The 19,399-nt window shown below is 71.2% G+C and carries 15 protein-coding genes; 8 read left to right on the top strand and 7 right to left on the bottom strand.

Annotated features, from left to right (window positions below):
* The first annotated feature begins 109 nt into the window (after positions 1–109).
* Positions 110–1,165 (top strand): LacI family DNA-binding transcriptional regulator, encoded by a 1,056-nt coding sequence (locus ACGFZA_RS03285; RefSeq protein ID WP_393676819.1) that lies wholly within the window; start codon positions 110–112, stop codon positions 1,163–1,165.
* Positions 1,166–1,449: 284 nt separating this feature from the next.
* On the opposite strand, the gene ACGFZA_RS03280 is transcribed toward ACGFZA_RS03285, so the two are convergent.
* Positions 1,450–2,433 (bottom strand): acetylxylan esterase, encoded by a 984-nt coding sequence (locus tag ACGFZA_RS03280; protein WP_393676817.1) that lies wholly within the window; start codon positions 2,431–2,433, stop codon positions 1,450–1,452.
* 300 nt (positions 2,434–2,733) lie between these two features.
* Here ACGFZA_RS03280 and ACGFZA_RS03275 point away from each other — a divergent pair, with 300 nt between their 5' ends.
* From ACGFZA_RS03275 to ACGFZA_RS03255, 5 genes are all read left to right on the top strand, one after another.
* On the top strand, positions 2,734–3,984 hold the full coding sequence (locus ACGFZA_RS03275; RefSeq protein WP_385275726.1) for a sugar ABC transporter substrate-binding protein: 1,251 nt from the start codon (positions 2,734–2,736) through the stop codon (positions 3,982–3,984).
* Between the two features lie 5 nt (positions 3,985–3,989).
* Positions 3,990–4,979 carry a carbohydrate ABC transporter permease gene (locus tag ACGFZA_RS03270; protein WP_385275729.1) on the top strand — a complete coding sequence of 330 codons (990 nt, stop codon included), beginning with the start codon at positions 3,990–3,992 and terminating at the stop codon, positions 4,977–4,979.
* On the top strand, positions 4,976–5,887 hold the full coding sequence (locus ACGFZA_RS03265; protein ID WP_385275732.1) for a carbohydrate ABC transporter permease: 912 nt from the start codon (positions 4,976–4,978) through the stop codon (positions 5,885–5,887). Before ACGFZA_RS03270 ends, ACGFZA_RS03265 begins: the two co-directional genes overlap by 4 nt.
* An 89-nt stretch (positions 5,888–5,976) precedes the next feature.
* Positions 5,977–7,179, top strand: coding sequence for a glycoside hydrolase family 1 protein (locus tag ACGFZA_RS03260; RefSeq protein ID WP_393676814.1), 1,203 nt, complete (start codon positions 5,977–5,979; stop codon positions 7,177–7,179).
* A gap of 239 nt (positions 7,180–7,418) precedes the next feature.
* On the top strand, positions 7,419–8,891 hold the full coding sequence (locus ACGFZA_RS03255; protein WP_393676812.1) for a glucoamylase family protein: 1,473 nt from the start codon (positions 7,419–7,421) through the stop codon (positions 8,889–8,891).
* 28 nt (positions 8,892–8,919) lie between these two features.
* Here ACGFZA_RS03255 and ACGFZA_RS03250 read toward each other — a convergent pair whose 3' ends face one another.
* Entirely contained in the window at positions 8,920–9,921 is a 1,002-nt protein-coding gene (locus ACGFZA_RS03250; RefSeq protein ID WP_385275741.1) for a hypothetical protein, read from the bottom strand.
* 246 nt (positions 9,922–10,167) lie between these two features.
* Between ACGFZA_RS03250 and ACGFZA_RS03245 the strand changes: the two genes are divergently transcribed.
* Positions 10,168–12,288 carry a TPM domain-containing protein gene (locus ACGFZA_RS03245; RefSeq protein ID WP_393676810.1) on the top strand — a complete coding sequence of 707 codons (2,121 nt, stop codon included), beginning with the start codon at positions 10,168–10,170 and terminating at the stop codon, positions 12,286–12,288.
* Positions 12,289–12,350: 62 nt separating this feature from the next.
* Entirely contained in the window at positions 12,351–13,064 is a 714-nt protein-coding gene (locus ACGFZA_RS03240; RefSeq protein WP_393676808.1) for a PspA/IM30 family protein, read from the top strand.
* Positions 13,065–13,133: 69 nt separating this feature from the next.
* Here the strand turns inward: ACGFZA_RS03240 and ACGFZA_RS03235 are convergent, their stop codons facing one another.
* The 5 genes from ACGFZA_RS03235 to ACGFZA_RS03215 all read right to left on the bottom strand — a co-directional run bounded on the left by ACGFZA_RS03235 (position 13,134) and on the right by ACGFZA_RS03215 (position 19,307).
* Complete coding sequence (locus ACGFZA_RS03235; protein WP_393677619.1) at positions 13,134–15,749, bottom strand: SpoIIE family protein phosphatase; 2,616 nt, start codon at positions 15,747–15,749, stop codon at positions 13,134–13,136.
* A 193-nt stretch (positions 15,750–15,942) separates the two neighbouring features.
* The gene (locus ACGFZA_RS03230) at positions 15,943–16,371 is read right to left on the bottom strand and encodes an ATP-binding protein (RefSeq protein WP_393676806.1); all 429 of its coding nucleotides are present in this window, start codon (positions 16,369–16,371) and stop codon (positions 15,943–15,945) included.
* Between the two features lie 244 nt (positions 16,372–16,615).
* Complete coding sequence (locus ACGFZA_RS03225; RefSeq protein WP_393676804.1) at positions 16,616–17,020, bottom strand: (deoxy)nucleoside triphosphate pyrophosphohydrolase; 405 nt, start codon at positions 17,018–17,020, stop codon at positions 16,616–16,618.
* Between the two features lie 56 nt (positions 17,021–17,076).
* Positions 17,077–17,277 carry an SPOR domain-containing protein gene (locus ACGFZA_RS03220; protein ID WP_385275756.1) on the bottom strand — a complete coding sequence of 67 codons (201 nt, stop codon included), beginning with the start codon at positions 17,275–17,277 and terminating at the stop codon, positions 17,077–17,079.
* Between the two features lie 287 nt (positions 17,278–17,564).
* A complete protein-coding gene (locus ACGFZA_RS03215; RefSeq protein WP_385275759.1) occupies positions 17,565–19,307 on the bottom strand; it encodes a purine-cytosine permease family protein in 1,743 nt (580 codons plus the stop codon).
* Between the last annotated feature and the right edge of the window lie 92 nt (positions 19,308–19,399).

Raw genomic sequence — 19,399 nt, 5'->3', positions numbered from 1 at the left:
CTTGCCCGCACACGGACCGCGATCTAGGGTGAATGCGCTTTCATAACGTGTATGTCGATGGTGGTGCCGACACGTGTCGGCACGGAAGAAGAAGCGGACGGTCGGTCGAGTGAGCGCCCCAACGGTCTACGACGTCGCGGAGCGGTCGGGCGTCTCCATCGCCACGGTTTCGCGGGTCTACCGCACCCCCGAGTCCGTGCGCGCCCAGACCCGTGAGCGGGTGCTCGAAGCGGCGCGCGAGCTCGGTTACGTACCGAGCGGCAACGCGCGAGGGCTGGCGAGCCGCACCACCGGAGTGCTCGGCCTGTGCTTCCCGGACTACGCCGACCCGGACGCCGAGGCCGACGCCGAGGCGGACAGCGACGCCGACGACGCGGTGATGCTCTACTCCGACCAGATCATCCGCGGCATGGAACGCGCGGCCCGGCGGCACGGGTACGCGCTGCTGATCGCCGCATCGCTGGAGGGCGGCCCGGAGAGCCTGGTCGCGAAGGTCGCGGGGCGGGTCGACGGTTTCGCCGTCCTGGCACAGACCGTGCCGACCGAGGACCTCGAAGTGATATCGCGCCGGCTGCCGGTGGTGATGCTCGCCGGACCGCGCGAGATCGACCACCTCGACCACATCGTCGTCGCCAACGCCGACGGCGAACGCGAGCTCGCCCGCCACCTGATCGAGGACCACGGCCTGCGCCGGCTGGCCTTCGTGGGGGGCGACACCGATTCACCGGACGCGGAGGCCCGGTTCCGCGGCTTCCAGGAGGCGTGCCGGGACGCCGGCCTCCCGGTGCCGGACCAGCCGGCCCTGCGGACGACGATGATGAAGCAGGCCGAGGGCGCCCAGGCGGCCGAGACCCTGCTGGACCGGGGCGGGGAGCGGCCCGAGGCGATGCTCTTCGCCAACGACCAGATGGCGGTGGGCGCCCTGCGCGCCCTGGCCCGGCGAGGGGTGCGGGTGCCCCAGGACATGGCGGTGACCGGCTTCGACGGGATCCCGCTCGGCCGGATCGTCCAGCCGCCGCTGACGACGGTGCGCCAGCCGATCCGCCGGCTGGGCGAGCAGGCGGTCGAGCTGCTGGTCCAGCGGCTGAACAACAGCGGCCGCGAACCGGTCTCGCTCACCCTGCCGGTCTCGGTGATCCGCCGGACCAGCTGCGGCTGCGGCTGAAGGAACGGGCGGGCGAGCGAGCGGGCGCGGGCGGTCCACCCGCCCCGCCCGTGCCCGCGTCGCGGGGCAGCGCCCGGCCCTGCCCGTGCCTCAGCGGCACCCGTCCCGCCCGCGCCCTCGGGGCCGCCCCGTCATCCCCGGCGGGGCGCACGACGACAGCTGCGGCACCTCGCCGCGCTGCCGCAACGCCCGTCTACGTCCCGTGCACGGACTTGCCCCCGCCGCCCTGCGGCGCACCGCGTCCGACGCCGTGCGCCGGTCCGCCGGGGACGACGGAACAGACCTCAGCCCAGCCACTTCCCGAAGAACGCGCGCCGCGCCTCCACCAGCCCGGCCACGTCCTGCGCCAGCTCCTCGTACTCGAAGTGCCCCGCCGGCAGCACCAGCAGCTCCCGGTCCCCCGCCAGCGCGTTGTACACGGCGAACTGGCCCGGCGGCGGCACGGACGGGTCGAACAGCGCCGCGGCCACCAGGGCCGGCCGTTCCGCGAACTCGGCGGCCGTCGCCGCGTCGAAGTACCGCAGCACGTCCACGACCTCGGGGTGCTCGCGGTGGTACCCGCGCACCGACTCCCCGCTCCCCGTGCACGGCAGCGTGAGCCGCAGCGGGTGGTTCCCGAACGTGGGCACCGTCAGCTGCGCCGCCCCGAAGCGGTCGTCCCACGGCAGGGCCAGCGCACCGAGCCCGCCGCCGAAGCTCTCCCCCTGGAGGCCCATCCGGCCCGCTCCCGCGAGCTCCGGCACCAGCTCCTCCAGCGCGGACGCCGCACACCACAGGTCGGCCACGCAGTCGCCGATGACGTACGTGTCGCGTGACTCGATGCCGTGCAGCACATGCCCGGCGGAGATCTCGGGGATGCCCGCCACGAGACCGCGCGCCCCCATCCCCCGTACGCACGGCAGGATCGCGGCCGACGACGGCAGCGGCAGCGGTACGCCGGGCCCCGCCTCCTCGCGCCCCCCGTACCCGTGCGCGATGACGAACCCGTGGCGCACCGGCTCCGACTCCTCCACCGGGAGGGCCAGCCAGCCGCCCAGGCGCACCCCGCCCACCGAGGTGTAGGTCACACCGTGGATCCGCACGCCGTCGCGCTCTTCCTCCACCGGCCCGATCTCCGGGTCCGTCGCGACCGCGCGGGCCGCCGCGTACCGGGCCCGCCAGAAGTCCGCGAAGTCGTCGGGGGCCTGCGGCGCGGGCACGGTCATCAGGTCGTCGAGGGTGTGCCCGTGGGCCGGATCGAAAGGGAAGTCGTGCGCGAACGAAGTCATGATCACGACACTATCGCCGCAGGATTCCCGGCACTATGCCGCTCGGTTCACCGCACCGCTCCCGCCCGGTTCACGGCGTGGACCCGCCTCAGGTCACGGAACCAAACATGCGGAATCGGTCACACCCTCACCTTTTCCGCAAAGGCCCCGCTTACCGTTCCAAGTTGAACATTCAGATGTCCGGCACGTTGCACGAGTGTGACCTAGCACCCTCTTGCGGATTCCCGAATCTCTGCCGCAGAGTGATGTATGCGCTTACAGGCAGCGCATACATTCGGATTGCTCAAGGAGGAGCCCTCCATGTCCCGCACCGCCAGAAACGCCTCCACCGGCATCGGAGTCGCAGTCGTGCTCGCCCTCGGTCTGACCGCGTGCGGCAGCTCCGGTGGCGAGGACGTCGCCGCGGACAAGAAGCAGACGCTCACCGTCTGGGCCATGGGGGCCGAGGGCGAGAAGCTCGCGGACGTGGCCAAGGTGTACGAGAAGGCCAACCCGAACATCACCGTCAAGGTGACCCCGGTGGGCTGGGACGTCGCCCACCAGAAGCTCGTCTCCGCGGCCGCCGCCGGCACCATGCCGGACGTGGCGCAGATGGGCGGCAGCTACATGGGCGAGTTCTCCGAGCTCGGTGTGCTGGAGCCGGTCGACACCAAGACCTTCCAGAAGAAGGACTTCTTCCCGGCCGGCTGGAAGCAGGGCGAGGTGGACGGCCAGGCGTACGGCGTGCCGTGGTACGTCGACACCCGCGTCCTGTACTACCGCACCGACCTGGCCGAGAAGGCCGGCATCACCAAGGCTCCGACCGACTGGAAGGAGATGCAGGCCCTCGCGACCGCCTACCAGAAGAAGGCGGACACCAAGTGGGGCCTGTCCATCCAGCCCAGCGGCCTCGACACGGTGCAGAACTTCTACTCCTTCCTCTACTCGGCCGGCGGCGAGATCGTCAACGACAAGGGCGAGGCCGTCATCGACAGCCCCGAGGCCGTCAAGGCGCTCAAGGAGTACGGCTCGTACTTCGACAAGGGGCTCTCGAACAAGTCGGTGCAGCCCGGCTACGACGTCGTGAAGGACTTCGGCAACGGCCGCGTCCCGATGTTCTTCGGCGGTCCCTGGCACGTCACCCTGCTGAACGAGGGCCAGCCGCAGATCAAGGGCAAGTGGGCGGTGGCCGCGGTCCCCGCCGACAAGTCCTCCACCTCGATGGCCGGCGGCTCCTCCCTGGTGATCTCCAAGGACAGCGAGCACAAGGCCGCGGCCACCCGGTTCATCAAGTACCTGACGGACACCGAGGGCCAGGCCGACTGGTACAAGCGCACCAAGGACCTGCCGGCGAACACCGCCGCCTGGACCTCCGGCGCCCTCGCCGACGACGCAGACCTGCAGATCTTCAAGAAGCAGATGGACACCGCCAAGTCCTCCCCGTCGCTGCCCAACCTGAGCGAGATCACCGACAAGGTCGACCAGGCCATAGCGAAGGTGACCCAGGGCAAGGCGTCCGCCGAGGACGCGCTGAAGACCGCGCAGTCCGAGATCGAAGGCCTCGTGAAGTAGGAGCCATGAGCACCACGACCGGAAAGGCCGCACAGCCGGCCAAGGTGCAGGCCGGGCCGGGGACCACGTCCCCGGCCGCCGGGCCGAAGGGTTCGCGAAGCCGCAGGAAGCCCTCGATGGGCGTGCAGAACATGGCCGGCTGGCTGTTCTCCACTCCCTTCCTCGTGCTCTTCCTCGTCTTCATGGCCGTCCCGATCATCGCCACGCTGGTGATGAGCTTCACGGACTTCGGGCTGCGCAACGTGACGCACCCGCTGGACGCGAACTTCATCGGCTTCGAGAACTACACCAAGCTGTTCAGCGACGAGAAGTTCCTCAAGTCGCTGTTCAACACGGCGTACTTCGTGGTCGTCGGCGTCCCGCTGACGATCCTCCTCGGACTGGTCGTCGCCGTCCTGCTGAACAACGGCATCGACCGCGCCCGGACCTTCTTCCGCGTCGGCTTCTACGCCCCGGTCGTCACCACCATCGTCGCGGTCGCCGTCGTCTGGCGCTTCGTCCTCGATCCGAGCGACGGCCTCGTCGCGGGCCTCTTCTCCGAAGTGGGCCTCACCGCGCCGGACTTCCTCGGCTCCGAGACGCTCGCGATGCCGTCGATGATCGCGATGGCGGTATGGCGCAACCTGGGCACGGTCATGGTGCTCTTCATCGCCGGTCTCCAGGCCATTCCCACCGAGGTGCGGGAGGCGGCGCGGCTGGACGGCGCGAACATCTGGCAGGAGTTCAAGGGCATCACGGTGCCGCTGCTGCGGCCCACCCTGCTCTACGCCACGGTGATCACCACCATCGGCTACCTCAACGTGTTCGAGGAGCCCTTCGTGATGACGCAGGGCGGTCCCTCGGACTCGACGCTCACCGTCTCGCTGAACATGTACCGCGAGGGCTTCAACTTCTTCCACATGGGCTATGCGAGCGCCATGGCGTATGTCCTCTTCGTAGTGATCATGGGCATCACGGTGCTGCAGCTCCGACTGCTGAAGGACAACACGAAATGAGCGCCACCAGTGCACCGGGCGCCGTCTCGACGGCGCCGTCGAAGAAGCCCGGCGAAGACGGGCAGCCGGGCGGCGGCAAGCGGCCGCGTTCGCTGAAGCGGGTCCTCGTCTACGTCCTGCTCTCGTTCGGCCTGCTGATCATGTCGGCGCCGTTCCTGTGGATGGCCCTGTCCGCGTTCAAGACGACGAGCGAGCTGACCGCGAGCCCGCCGGTCTGGATCCCGACCGAGTGGACCCTGGACAACTTCCGGGACCTGCTCGACAAGCTCGACCTGCCGCTGTACTTCATGAACTCGGTGATCGTGGCGGTGCTGGTCACCGTCTCGAACCTGGTGTTCTGCTCGATGCTCGGGTACGCCCTGGCCAAGCTGAAGTTCGCCGGCCGCAACAAGATCTTCGGTCTGGTGCTCGGCGCCCTCATGGTGCCCGGCAACCTGATGCTCCTCCCGCTCTTCGTGCTGATGAGCAAGATGGGCCTGATCGACTCGTACGCCGGCCTGGTGCTGCCGTTCGCGGCGGGCGCCTTCGGGGTCTTCCTGATGCGCCAGTTCATGCAGTCGATCCCGGACGAGCTGCTGGAAGCGGCCCGGATGGACGGCGCCGGGGAGTGGTACATCTTCTGGCGGATCGTGATGCCGCTGGTGAAGCCCGCCCTGGCGACGCTGTCGATCTTCACGTTCCTGGGGTCCTGGAACAACTTCGTCTGGCCGCTCATCGCGACCAACGACCCCGACAAGTACACCCTCCCGGTCGCCCTCGCGACCTTCGCCACCGACCCGAACAAGGCGGGTGGCTCCAACGGCATGCTGATGGCCGGGTCCTTCCTGATCGTGCTGCCGGTCCTGGTCGTCTTCATCGCGCTCCAGCGGCACTTCACCCAGGGCATCGCCACGGCGGGCATGAAGTAGCCCGCCCGCCCCACCGACACGTACGAGGCCGCGCACCCCACACCCCGCGCCCGGCCACACCCCTTCACGCACCAGAAAGACAGTTTGCGATGACTCACACCCAGGTCCCGTTCCCCGAAGGCTTCCTGTGGGGCGCCTCCACGGCCGCCCACCAGATCGAGGGCAACAACACCAACAGCGACTGGTGGGTCAAGGAACACACCGCGGGCACCCACATCCAGGAGCCCAGCCTGGACGCCTGCGACAGCTACCACCGCTGGCACGAGGACATGGACGTGCTGGCCGGACTGGGCTTCACCGACTACCGGTTCTCCATCGAGTGGGCCCGCATCGAGCCCGCCGAGGGCCGGTTCTCCCGGGCCGAGCTCGCCCACTACCGCCGGATGGTCGAGGGCGCCATCGAGCGCGGGCTGCGCCCCATGGTCACCCTGCACCACTTCACCGTGCCCCAGTGGTTCGAGGCCCGCGGCGGCTTCACCGCCGAGGGCGCGACCGAGCTGTTCGCCCGTTACGTCGCGGCCTGCGCACCGGTCATCGCCGAAGGCGTCAGCCACGTCTGCACCATCAACGAGCCGAACATGATCGCCGTCATGGCGGGCCAGGCCAAGCGCGGCGACATCGGCTTCCCGCCCGCCGGCCTGCCGACCCCGGACGACGAGACCACCGTCGCCGTGATCGCCGCCCACCACGCGGCCGTCAAGGAGGTCAAGGCGATCAACCCCGGCATCCAGGTCGGCTGGACCATCGCCAACCAGGTCTACCAGGCCCTCCCCGGCGCCGAGGAGGTCACCGCGGCCTACCGTCACCCCCGCGAGGACGTCTTCATCGAGGCCGCCCGCGGCGACGACTGGATCGGCGTGCAGTCCTACACCCGGACGAAGATCGGCGCCGACGGCCCGATCCCGACCCCGGACGACGTCGAGCGCACCCTCACACAGTGGGAGTACTACCCCTCCGCGGTCGGCTACGCGCTGCGCCACACCGCCGACGTCGTGGGCCACGACGTGCCGCTGATCGTCACCGAGAACGGCATCGCCACCGACGTCGACAGCCGCCGGATCGACTACTACACCGGTGCGCTGAACGAGGTCGCCGCCGCGCTGGAGGACGGCCTCAACATCCAGGGCTACCTGGCCTGGAGCGCGCTCGACAACTACGAGTGGGGCTCCTACAAGCCCACCTTCGGCCTCATCGGCTGGAACCCGGAGACGTTCGAGCGGCTGCCGAAGCCGTCCGCCGTCTGGCTGGGCGAGATGGGCCGCACCCGCGCGCTGCCGCGCGACGCCGGCTGAGACCGGCCCCCGACCGGGAGCTCCTGACGGCTCCCGCGCGTACGGAAGCCGGCGGAACCTGACATCCGCCGGTTTCCGTACCGCACCTTCCGCTTCACCGCACCACTGGCGCGGTCCGGGGCCCCAGCCCAGGCCGTGCCGGCAGCCGTACCCGAAACCGGCCGCGCGGGCGCGCCCGCGCCGCGTCGAGCACGCCACGGAACTCCGCATCCCCCTTCTGCCACCGGGAGCTGGACCTCATGGACCGTCGCACGTTTCTCACCGCCGCCGGGACCGCAGCCGCGGCCTTGCCCCTCGGAGCCGTGACCGCGCCCCCGGCGGGCGCCGCCCCGCTCGGCCGCGCCCCCGACCACCAGCTGCTGCTGCGCTGGTTCCGCGACACCTACCGCTCGATCGAGGCCATGACGACCGGTCTCGGTCTCGCCGTCGACAAGATCGACATGAGCGCGCCGGGCGGCCCCCTCCCGTCACGCCAGACCTCGCCCACCAACATCGGCTGCGGTCTGTGGTCCACCGTCGCCGCCGCCGGACTCGGCGTGATCAGCGACGCCACGATGCGACGACGGCTGGATCTCACCGTCCGGTCCGTCGAACGGCTGGAGCGCCATCACGGATTCTGGCTCAACTGGTACGACGCCCACGACGGTTCGGTGCTGACCGAGTGGCCCGGCACCGGCGACCCGGTCCGCCCGTTCCTCTCGTCCGTCGACAACGCCTGGCTGATCACCGGCCTGCGCATCGCCGCGGACGCGGCTCCCGCGCTGCGCCCCCGCATCGCCCGCCTCCTGGCGGAAGCCGACTGGTCGTACTACTACACGCCCTACGACCCGGCCGACCCGGTCGCCGGCCCCGGCCAGTTGCGCGGCGGATTCTGGACGGACACCGAGGAACCCACCGGCCACCACTACGGAGCCCTCAACACCGAGCCGCGCATGGCCAGTTACCTCGGCATCGCGGAGGGCTCGCTGCCCCCCGACCACTACTGGCACCTGTTGCGCACCATGGTCCCGGGCAACGGCCAGGAGCAGGAGCCGCGGGGCAGTTACGTGGCGATGGACGGCATCCGCGTCTGGCAGGGCCACTACACGCACCGCGGCCGCAAGATCGTCCCCACCTGGGGAGGCTCGATGTTCGAGGCGCTGATGGTTCCGCTGTTCGTACCGGAGCCGGAGTGGTCGCCGCAGTCGTGGGGCAGGACCCACCGGCGCTATGTGCGCGGCCAGATCGAGCACGGCACACAGGAGGCGGAGTACGGGTACTGGGGCTTCTCGCCCGCCAACATCCCCGAGGGCGGCTACCAGGAGTACGGCGTCGACGCGCTCGGCATGCAGATCGACGGCTACGCCTCCAACACCGACCGTACGTACACGACGGACGGTGCTCCGCTGCCTCCCGCGTCGGCGTTCACCAACGGTGTGGTCACCCCGCACGCCTCCTTCCTCGCGCTGCCGTACGCACCGGCCGAGGCGGTGGCGAACCTGCGGGCGCTCGACCGCGATTTCGGCGCCTATCACGAGGGCTACGGGTTCCGGGACTCCGTCAACGTCTCGACCGGACGGGTCAGCGACTACCAGCTCGCCCTCGACCAGGGGATGATCGCCGCGGCCCTGGCCCAGGCACTCCGCCCCGGCCTGCTGCAGCGGCCGTTCCGCACCGGGGGGTTCCGCTCCCGGGTGCGGCCGCTGCTCGCCAAGGAGCGCTTCAGCATCTGATCCGCGCGGCCGGCGATGGGCCGTCGGGTCAGTGCCAGCCCTCCCGGTACGCGGCCCAGTCGCCGTCCTGCGCGGCGAAGTCCACGTAGAGCGCCACCCCGAACCGTTCCCGGCCGCGGTCCGTGCGCCCCAGCCCCAGTCTGGTGCCACGGACCGCGGCCGCGACCGTCTCGGCGGACGCGTGGTGGCCGAGGTCGTTCTCGTGGAAGAACGGCAGCCCCATCAGCAGATCGGTGTCGCGGGGCGTCACTTCGAGGGCCAGGGACGTCTGTTCGGCGACATACCCGCCGAACAGCCCCTCGGCCGGCATCCAGGTGTCGTACGACATGACGGCGATCTGGTCGACCCTGCGGGCGACCTGCCCGAAGTACTTCTGCGACCACCACTTGCCCCGGCCGGTGACCGCGCCGAGGACGGTCTGCGCGGCGGGCAGCGGGTCGATCTGGTGGGCGGCGACGGAGAGCGGCACCTCGCGGGCCCGGGTGAGCGCGCTCAGGTCGTCCAGGAGCGAGAGATAGTGCGCGTCGCCGGAGTGCAACGGCTCCAGGTCGAAGTGCACGCCGTCGAACCCGGCGTCCAGGACCTGCCGGGCCGAGCCCACGACCGCGTCGCGCGACGCGGCACGCTCCAGCCGCAGCCCGTCGGGCCCCTCGGACGCGAGCCTGTCGCCGAGCCAGGCCTGGACGCGGATGCCGGGCATCGTGCGGTGCACGGCGCCGATCAGCCAGTGCGCCCGGGGGTACCGGGAGGCGGGGAGGGTGCCGTCGTGCTCCAGCGGACCCGCGTGGACGTACAGGTCCTTGATGCCCGTGCCCTTGATCCGGGCGGCGAACGCGGCGAGGTCGGCGTCCTTCTTGCGGCCGTCGACCCAGGCGTGCCCCAGCCAGATGGCGTCGCGGCCCCGGGTCCGGGTGCCCTCACCGGGATCACCCGTGTAGTTGAGGCGCAGGACGACGCCCGCGGTGAGGACCGGCACCACGATCAGCAGGACCAGCCCCAGCGCGATCCGCCGCGGCCAGGTGCTGACCATCCGGGCCGCCCCGCTCCGTACCGCGGCGGACGCCCGCCCCGTTCGCCCACGCACGTGCGTGCCCCCTGCAGGTCTCGGTGTACTCCGGCTGTACGAACCGGCGGGGCGTGTCCCGCGGCGCGCCGCGCCCGTACGAACAGCAGGACGCGCCAGGTGCCCGGACCGTTCCCCCGCGGGCCGTGCGGGGCCTGGGCCGGGTCGCGGACCACCGGGGGCGGACATAGCCTCACAAACGTGATGCCGCCCGTGAGCCGAACCCGGATCCTCATACCGGGCCGGGCCCTGCTCGCCGTGCTGTTCACGGTGTGCTGGCTGGCCCTGTCCCCCGCGCCGGCCGCGCGCGCCGACGACCCCGTCACCCTGTCCCGGGACGGGCAGATCACCGACAGGGTCGGTGCGCTCGGGGACCGTAAGGCCCAGGTGGTGACGGCGCTCGACCGGCTCTACGACCAGCGCCGCATCCAGCTCTTCGTGACCTACGTCCGTGACTTCTCCGGGCGCTCCGCCCAGGACTGGGCCGACGAGACGGCCGACCGCAACGGGCTCGGTCTCGACGACGTGCTGCTGGCCGTCGCCACCCACGACCGGCAGTACGCGTACTCCGTCGACCAGGACTCCCGCCTCACCGACGCACAGCTCCGGGACGTGGCGAGCATCGCGATCGAGCCGGCGCTCAAGGAGAACGACTGGGCGGGTGCCGCGATCGGCGCCGCCGACGGGTACTCCGCCGTCCTCGCCGGTTCGCCCGTCCCCACCCCCACGCTCACCCCGGGCGCCGACGACCCCGGCACGGGGAAATCCGGCGGAACCAGTACCGGCGACCTGGTGCTGCCGATCGTCCTCGTCGGCGGCGTCGCGGCCGTCGCCGCGTACGCGTACACCCGGCGCAGGAGGCGCGCCACCACCCGTACGACGCCCGGCGCGACGGGCTGGGGTCCGGCCGGGGCCGGGCCGGGCGAACCGGAGCCGCCGCCCACCCCGCTGCCCGAACTCGACGCACAGGCCAGGCGGACGCTCGTCGACACGGACGACGCCGTCCGCACGAGCGACGAGGAACTCGGTTTCGCCACGGCCCAGTTCGGCGAGGAGGCCGCCGCGCCCTTCACCGAGGCGGTCGGCTACGCCAAGGGCGAGCTGACGGCCGCCTTCCGGCTGCGTCAGCAGCTCGACGACGCCTTCCCCGAGGACGACGCCACCCGCCGCCGGATGCTGGACGAGATCATCAGCCGCTGCGCGGACGCCGATGAACGGCTGGACGCGGTCTCCGAGGACTTCGACCGGCTGCGGGAGCTCGAACGCAACGCCCCGCAGGCGCTGGCGGCGGCCGAGAGCGCGTTCCGGTCGCTCGCCGGCCGGGTCTCCGCGGCCGAGACCACGCTCGTCTCGATGCGCGGCACTTACGCGGACTCGGCGTCGGCCCCCGTCGCGGACGGAATCGAACAGGCCAAGGACCGGCTGGTCTTCGCGACGTCCTCGCTCAATCAGGCCCGGCAGGCGGCCGACAGCGGGGACAACTCCGCCGCCGCGGTGTACGTACGGGCCACCGAGGGCGCGATCGGCCAGGCGGCCACGCTCGTCGACGGCATCGACCGGCGCGCACGGGAGCTCGGCGAGGCGGCGGCCAGGCTGCCGGCCGCGCTCACCGAGACGGAGACGGACCTGGCGGACGCCGGCGGGCTGCTGGAGGGCACGGCGGAGGGCGTGTCCACCGCGGACCTGCGCGGCCGGATCGCCCGCGCGCAGTCCGTGGCCCGCGAGGTGCGGCAGGAGATCGAGGCGGGTCCGTACGACCCCATCGACGCCCTGCGCCGGGTGGAGGAGGCGGATGCGGTGCTGGACGAGGCGCTGGCCGGTGCGCGCGAACAGGAGCGGGGCAACCAGCGGGCCCGTTCCCTCCTCGACCAGACGATGCTCACCGCGCGGTCGGCGATCGGCGCCGCCGCCGACTACGTCTCCACCAACCGGGGTGCGGTCGGCAGTCAGGCCCGGACCCGGCTGACGGAGGCCCAGCGGCGGCTGGAGCGGGCCGGCGAGCTGGCCGGGTCCGACGCCCCGCAGGCCGCGCTGGCCGAGGCCCAGCGTGCCGACGCGCTGGCCGGGGAGGCGAGGAGCCTCGCGGAGCAGGACGTGCGCGCGTACGGCGGCCCGGGCGGCGGCATGCGGGGAGGGGGCGGCTCGGGCGGCGGCATGGGGGGTGCGGTCCTCGGCGGGATCATCCTCGGCGGACTGCTGGGCGGGGGTGGCGGCCGGGGCGGGGGCTTCGGGGGCGGGGGCGGGAGCTTCGGGGGCGGCTTCGGCGGCGGCAGCCCGGGCAGCTTCGGCGGCGGGGGCACCCGCGGCCGGCGGGGCGGTGGCGGCCGCTTCTGAGCGAGCCCCGCACACGTACCCATCACGTTGCAGAGCAGGACCGGACACACAGGAGAGGTGCCATGACCAAGCAGACCGTTCTCGGACGCGTCACCCAGTTGGCGAAGGCCAACATCAACGCCCTGCTCGACCAGGCCGAGGACCCGCAGAAGATGCTGGACCAGCTGATCCGTGACTACACGTCCAACATCTCGGAGGCCGAACAGGCCGTGGCGGCCACCATCGGCAATCTGCGCCTGATGGAGCAGGACCACCGCGAGGATGTCGCGGCGGCCAAGGAGTGGGGCGAGAAGGCGCTCGCCGCCAGCCGCAAGGCCGACGAGCTGCGGGCGGGCGGCTCGGGCCCCGAAGCCGACAAGTTCGACAACCTGGCCAAGGTCGCGCTCGGCCGCCAGCTCCAGTCGGAGAAGGAGGCGAAGACCGCGGAGCCCACGATCGCCTCGCAGACCGAGGTGGTCGACAAGCTGAAGTCCGGCCTGGACCAGATGAAGACGAAGCTGTCGGAACTGAAGGCCAAGCGGGACGAACTGGTCGCCCGTGCCAAGTCCGCCCAGGCGCAGAACCAGATGATGGACTCCGTCAAGAACATCGACGTCCTCGACCCGACCAGCGAGCTGAGCCGGTTCGAGGACAAGGTGCGGCGCGAGGAGGCGAAGGCGCTGGGCAAGCAGGAGCTCGCCGCGTCGTCCCTGGACGCCCAGTTCGAGCAGTTGGACACGCTGGGCGACAGCGCCGAGGTGGAGGCCCGCCTCGCCGCGCTGAAGACCAGTTCCTGAGACCCGCTGCCCGGACCCGCTTCCCCGGACCGCTTCCCCGGACCGCTTCCCTGGTCCGCCGGGCCGGTCTCAGAACATGCTGAGCAGTTCCTCCACCGTGCGCTCGGCTGCCGGCCGGCCGTCGGGCAGCGGCAGTTCGAACCAGACGGTCTTGCCGCGTGGCGTCCGGCGCGACCCCCAGGCCGCGCTCAGCAGTCCGACCAGCTGAAGCCCGCGGCCGCCCTCGTCCGTGTCGCGTGCGCGTCGTCGCCGCGGCTGGACGAGACCCGCGTCCCACACCTCGCACACGAGCGTGCGGTCGCGCAGCAGTCGCAGCCGGATCTCGCCCTCGCCGTACCGCAGTGCGTTGGTGACGAGCTCACTGACCAGCAGTTCGGTGGTGTCCACGAGGTCGTCGAGGTCCCAGGCGATCAGCCGGCTGCGGGCCAGCTCCCGGGCGCGGCCGACCGAGCGGGGTTCGCGGGGCAGTCGCCAGTCGCCGACGGCGTCGGCCGGCAGCCCCTGGATGCGGGCCATCAGCAGGGCGATGTCGTCCTCGCCGTGCCGGGTGTCGAGCGAGCTCAGTACGTGGTCGCAGACGTCCTCGAGGGGCCGGGCGGGTTCGACCAGGGCTCCGCGCAGCGCTTCGAGCCCCTCGTCCAGCGGATGGTCGCGGGACTCGACGAGGCCGTCGGTGTAGAGGGCGAGCAGGGCGCCCTCCTTGAGCTCCACCTCGACCTCCTCGAAGGGTTCGCCGCCGACGCCGAGCGGCATGCCGGGCGGGACGTCGAGGAGCAGCGCCGCTTCGCCCGGCTCGACGACGACGGGGGGCAGGTGGCCGGCGTTGGCGAAGGTGCAGCGCCGGGTGACCGGGTCGTAGACGACGTAGACGCACGTCGCCAGATAGACCTCGGAGAGGTCCGCCTCGCGTGACTTGTGGGCGGCCCGCGAGGGCCACTGGGCGCCGCCGCCCGCGTCGGACGAGGTGCCCGCGCCGGGTGTGCCGAGGCCCCGGGCGACCTCGTCGAGCGCGGAGAGCACCTCGGCGGGTTCCAGGTCGAGGAGGGCCAGGGTTCTCACGGCGGTGCGCAGTTCGCCCATGGCCACGGCGGCGCGCAGCCCGCGGCCCATCACGTCGCCGACGACGAGGGCGGTGCGGTGGCCGGGGAGCTCGATGACGTCGAACCAGTCGCCGCCCACCTCGGTCGCCGTGTTGCCGGGCAGATACCGGCAGGCGATGTCGAGCCCGGCGGCCTCGGGGTCGCCGGGTGGCAGCAGGCTGCGCTGGAGGATCAGCGCGCGCTCGTGCTCGCGGCGGTAGAGGCGGGCGTTGTCGATGCAGACGGCGGCGCGTGCCGCGAGTTCGGAGGCCAGGGAGCGGTCGCGTTCGCCGAAGGGCTCGCTTCCCTTGGTACGGGAGAACTGCACGAGGCCGACCACGGTGTCGTGGGCGACCAGCGGCACGGCGAGCGTCGACTGGACGAAGCCGCGGTCGTCGCCCGGCACGTCCTCGACATGGCCGGTGCGCAGGGCGATGGCACAGGGCGAGCCGAAGGAGTAGTGGTGCACGGCGCCGAGTGCGGGCGCACGGGCCGTCCGGGGCTCGGCGGGGCCCGGACCGGGGCCGTCGTCGAGGACGTTGTCGAGGCCGGCGTCGGTCCCGGTCCCGGTGTCGGTCTCGGTGTCGGGCAGAACGTCCGAGACGGCGCTGGCGAAGGCGACGCGGCGCAGCTCGGCGGAGCCGCCGACGGCTTCCCGGCGCAGGGAGCCCCCCGTGCCCGGCGGCGTCTCCTCACCGGTGAGCAGGGCCTGGTAGAGGTCGACGGAGGCGAGGTCGCAGAAGCCGGGCACGGCGACGTCGAGGAGTTCGCGGGCGGTCGTCTCCAGGTCGAGGGAGTTGCCGATGCGGGCGCTCGCTTCGTTGAGCAGGGCGAGGTTGCGCCGGGCGCTGGCCGCCTCACGCGCGGCGATGTGGCGCCGGGTCACATCGGTGGCAAGTCCCGCGATGCCGACGGGGCGGCCCGAGCCGCTGTGCACGCGGTAGAGGTTCATCGACCAGTGGCGGCGGACGGTGTCGCCGGGGAGCGTGCCGACGAGCTGGAGGTCGGTGACGGAGTCGCCGGTGGCCAGGACGTGTTCGAGCGTGGCCGTCAGCCGGTCCGCCTCCACGCCGGTGAGGTAGTCGTCGACCGTGCGGCCCCGGTGGTCCTCCGCCCGGCCGCCGAAGACGGTGGCGAACCGCTGGTTGGCCCGCACCACGGCAAGATCGATGCCGAACAGCACGAAGCCGAAAGGAGATTGACCGAAAATCGCCTGCGAGGCCGCGAGGTCCGTCTCGATGAGACGCAGCGCGCGGACGTCCACGACGATACAGACCGCGGCCCGTTCGCCCGACGCCGTCTCGCTCGGCATCACATAGATCTCGGCGAGCCCGTGCACACCGTCCTCGCCCGGCATCCGGAAGGGGACGAGGCCCGTCCACTCCTTGCCGTCGAGCACCTCACCGATCCGCCGGCGGCCGTCCTGGCGCAGTTCGTCGGGTATGAAGGCCTCGACCGGGTCCTTGCCCACCGCCTCGTGGGCGGCAACGCCGAAGAGGCCGGCGGCCCGGCGGCTCCACTGCTCGATCAGGCCATCGGGGCCGATCGAGAAGGAGGCGACCTTGATGTAGTCGTAGATCGAGCCAGGCGGACTGCTCTGCCACACGACATCGCCCGTTGTCCCAGGTATTTCGCTCACGCGACCGTCCCCTCCAGCTCACACACCGGACCGGTCCTGCCCGCAGTATTCAGCACTACGGCCCCGACCGACACGGCGTTCACGATCACAGCACGGTCTCAGTCCGTTTCGGCCAGATTTTGACGGACCTTACGTGATCGCTGTTCGTCCCACCTCACTCCTAACCAGGCAGGGCCAGCTCGAACCACACCGTTTTGCCGCTCTTTCCGCGCCGGGTCCCCCAACGACGGGCCGAACAGGCCACGAGCTGCAGTCCTCTGCCGCCCTCGTCATCGGGCCCAGCCATACGTTCGGTAGGCGGATCCGGAAGCGGATCGGAGACTTCCACGAGCAGTCCCGGGTGGGCCGCGGGGCCTTCGCCGTCGGGACGGGGACGCACCAGCCGCACCCCGATGGGGCCCGCCGTGTACCGCATGGAGTTGGTCACCAGCTCACTGACCAGCAGAACCGCCACATCTCCCACGGCCGCGTCGAGCCCCCAGCAGCGCAGCGCGTCGTGGACGGCGTGCCGTGCCGTGCGCACGGCGCCGGGAACAGCCGGAAAGCTCCACTCGGCGCTGTCGCCTTCGGTATCGATCACGCCGATCACTTCCCAAGACCAGCAACGGGAACGCCCTGTGTACGGGGGACTAAACACCACATACCCGTAATACAGGGCGAAATACCACCGGTGTCGACACGTGGGGCGTACGGATGTAGGGGCGCGCACACGAACGGCTGTACGCGTAACGAGGGGGCGCACAGATCCGGGCCCGGGCACTCCACCCTGCGACGTGCGCCGCCCGACCGCGTGCTCCGCCCGGCCGTGCCCGCCGCCCGGCCGCATAATCCGGTCAGCCGTGCCCGCCGCCCGGTTGCCGGCGCACGGCTTCGGCCACTGCGGGCAGGTCCTGTTCCAGCCAGTCCACCGTGCCGCTCTCGCCCGGCCCGAGCCAGCGCAGTTCGTCGTGGTCCTGGAGCGGCGCGGGCACGCCGGAGACCAGCCGGGCCGTCCACACCTGGAGCACATAGCCGGGCTTGAGCGGCCACTCGCCGGGAATGCGCTCCACCGGCTCCGTCTCGATGCCCAGCTCCTCCCGGAGCTCGCGCACGAGGGCCTGCTCACCGCTCTCCCCCGGCTCGACCTTGCCGCCGGGCAGCTCCCATCGCCCCGCCAGCTCCGGCGGGGCGCTGCGACGGGCGGCCAGCAGCCGTCCCCGGTCAAAGACGGCTCCGGCCACCACCACACGATCAGTCATGGTGCGGAGCGTAACGCCCCGTCACGGACGCCCGGAGACGCACCGAAGGGGGCGCACTACGGGCGGGCGGTCTGTCCGACGCGCTCCACCCAGTAGAGCTGCTTGTGGCCGTGGCTCTCCAGCTTGTCGGCCGTCCGCTGCGCCTCGTCCTGCGTGGCGTACCTGCCCACGCGGTAGCGGTTGCCGTTGTCGTCCTGCCGTATCACCAGCCATGGGAGCACGGCACCGCTGTCGCTCATCGTGCTCCTCCCGAGCATTGCGCCCCTCCCCTGAACGGCGTGCATGTCTCTAAGGATCCCCAGGAAACCGCAGTACGCATATGCCCGAGCGTACGCCTGACCTTCACTCAACGCATACGTAATTGCACAAAGAGAGACTGATCCGGCCAGGAGCGGACCAACGCCCTGGGGGCGCATCCGGATGGATGCGCCCCCAGGGCGTGTCGCGGCGTTCAGGTCCGGCACACACAAGGCTCCACACGGCGGACGCCGGACCGCAGACCGCAGACCGCAGTTCGGCGGCGCGGCCGACCCCACGCCCCGGGTCAATGGGCCTGGGCCGGGCCCGCACCCCCGCGCAGCACCGGCATCGGCATGAGGACCGGCCCTTCGGCGGGGTCCTTGCGGCAGACATCGCCGCACGCGGCGTCCAGGGAGCAGCAGAGTGAGCAGATCGGCCCGGACTGCACGGGGCAGTCGGCGATGTCCGGGAGTTCGTAGGCCGTCTCGCAGACCGCGCAGGTGTGGGTGGCGGTGATGTCCGCGACCTCGACGCCCGGCCCGTTCACGGGATTGGGGCGGGCCAGGTAGTACTTCCCCTTCGTCGCCCAGGCGATCAGCGGACAGAGCGTCAGCGAGAGCCCGGCGGCGATGAAGGTCGAGAAGGCCTCCGCGTAGGTACCGAACAGCCCGAAGAAGGCGAGGATCGAGACGGTCGAGGCGATCACCATCGCCCCGAATCCCGCCGGGTTCACCGCGTACAGATAGGCCCGCTTGAACTCGATGTACGGCGGGCTCAGCCCGATCCGCTTGTTGATGACGAGGTCGGCGGCGACGGCCGCGATCCAGGCGATGCCCACGTTGGAGTAGAAGCCCAGCAGCTTGTTGAGGGCGGCGAACATGTTCATCTCCATCAGCGTCAGCGCGATGACGAGATTGAGGAAGATGTACCAGACCCGGCCCGGGTGGCGATGGGTGAGGCGCGAGAAGAAGTTCGACCAGGACAGCGAGCCGCTGTAGGCGTTGGTCACGTTGATCTTGATCTGCGACACGATCACGAAGAGCGCGGCCGCGGGGAGCGCGAAGGAGCCGAGCCAGGGCTTCAGCGCCTCGATCTGCGGGGCGATCGGCTCCAGTGCGTGCGTCTTGCCGACGGCTTCGAGAGCGACGAAGGCGAGCAGCGCGCCGCCGATCTGCTTGGCGGCGCCGATGATGACCCAGCCGGGTCCGGCGGCGAGGACGGCGAGGTTCCAGCGCCGCTTGTTGGCCTCCGTCTTCGCCGGCATGAAGCGCAGGTAGTCGGCCTGTTCACCGATCTGGGCGATGAGCGAGAGCGCGACCCCGGTGCCGAGTCCGAAGCCGATCCAGGAGAAGCCCGAGCCCGCCCCTTCCGTGCCGCCGAAGGAGCCGAAGGCACCCCAGGCGTCCGGCGCCTCGAAGGCGAGGACGACGAACGGCAGCACCAGCCCGATGATCCAGACCGGCTGGGTCCAGGCCTGCACCTTGGCGAGCGCGCCCATGCCGCGGAAGACGATCGGAATGACGATCAGGGTGGTGACCAGATACCCCACCTGGACGGGCAGCCCGACGGCCTGGTGCATGGCCTGCGCCATGATCGAGCCTTCGAGGGCGAAGAAGATGAAGGTGAAGGACGCGTAGATCAGCGAGGTCAGCGTCGAGCCGAAGTAGCCGAAGCCGGCGCCCCGGGTGACCAGGTCCATGTCCAGGCCGTACTTGGCACACGCCCGGGCGATGGGGATGCCGGTGAGGAAGATGATCGTCGCGGCGGCCAGAATCGAGGCGAACCCGCTGGTGAAGCCGTAGGTGAACACGATCGAGGCGCCGATCGCGAAGTCGGCGAGGTAGGCGATCCCGCCGAGCGCGGTGCCCGCGACCATGGAGGGCGACCAGCGCCGGAAGGAGTGCGGCGCGTAGCGGAGCGAGTAGTCCTCGCGGCTCTCGTCGGCGGCGAGCTTGGCGTAGCTGCGCGCCGGCGGCGGGACGGCGGGCCCGCCCGCGAGGTCTCCCCCGGAGGCGGGCCCGGTCTTCGGTACGGCTGTGTCCGTCATCGGTGACTTCCCGTTCGTCGGTCCGGTGTGCGGGTCCGAACGGGAAAGTTAGGAGCGGGACATGACAAGCCGTCATGGTCGGTGATTGCCGG

The sequence above is a fragment of the Streptomyces sp. NPDC048211 genome (genome assembly GCF_043202315.1).
Taxonomy (GTDB): Bacteria; Actinomycetota; Actinomycetes; order Streptomycetales; family Streptomycetaceae; genus Streptomyces.
Note: the sequence above shows the minus strand (reverse complement) of the source record. Positions and strands in the feature narration are given on the sequence as shown.

Coding starts and splice junctions, on each gene's coding strand:
- ACGFZA_RS03280 (WP_393676817.1), bottom strand. CDS start 2,433: ATGACTTCGTTCGCGCACGACTTCCCTTTCGATCCGGCCCACGGGCAC.
- ACGFZA_RS03275 (WP_385275726.1), top strand. CDS start 2,734: ATGTCCCGCACCGCCAGAAACGCCTCCACCGGCATCGGAGTCGCAGTC.
- ACGFZA_RS03270 (WP_385275729.1), top strand. CDS start 3,990: ATGAGCACCACGACCGGAAAGGCCGCACAGCCGGCCAAGGTGCAGGCC.
- ACGFZA_RS03265 (WP_385275732.1), top strand. CDS start 4,976: ATGAGCGCCACCAGTGCACCGGGCGCCGTCTCGACGGCGCCGTCGAAG.
- ACGFZA_RS03260 (WP_393676814.1), top strand. CDS start 5,977: ATGACTCACACCCAGGTCCCGTTCCCCGAAGGCTTCCTGTGGGGCGCC.
- ACGFZA_RS03255 (WP_393676812.1), top strand. CDS start 7,419: ATGGACCGTCGCACGTTTCTCACCGCCGCCGGGACCGCAGCCGCGGCC.
- ACGFZA_RS03250 (WP_385275741.1), bottom strand. CDS start 9,921: ATGGTCAGCACCTGGCCGCGGCGGATCGCGCTGGGGCTGGTCCTGCTG.
- ACGFZA_RS03240 (WP_393676808.1), top strand. CDS start 12,351: ATGACCAAGCAGACCGTTCTCGGACGCGTCACCCAGTTGGCGAAGGCC.
- ACGFZA_RS03225 (WP_393676804.1), bottom strand. CDS start 17,020: ATGACTGATCGTGTGGTGGTGGCCGGAGCCGTCTTTGACCGGGGACGG.
- ACGFZA_RS03220 (WP_385275756.1), bottom strand. CDS start 17,277: ATGCTCGGGAGGAGCACGATGAGCGACAGCGGTGCCGTGCTCCCATGG.
- ACGFZA_RS03215 (WP_385275759.1), bottom strand. CDS start 19,307: ATGACGGACACAGCCGTACCGAAGACCGGGCCCGCCTCCGGGGGAGAC.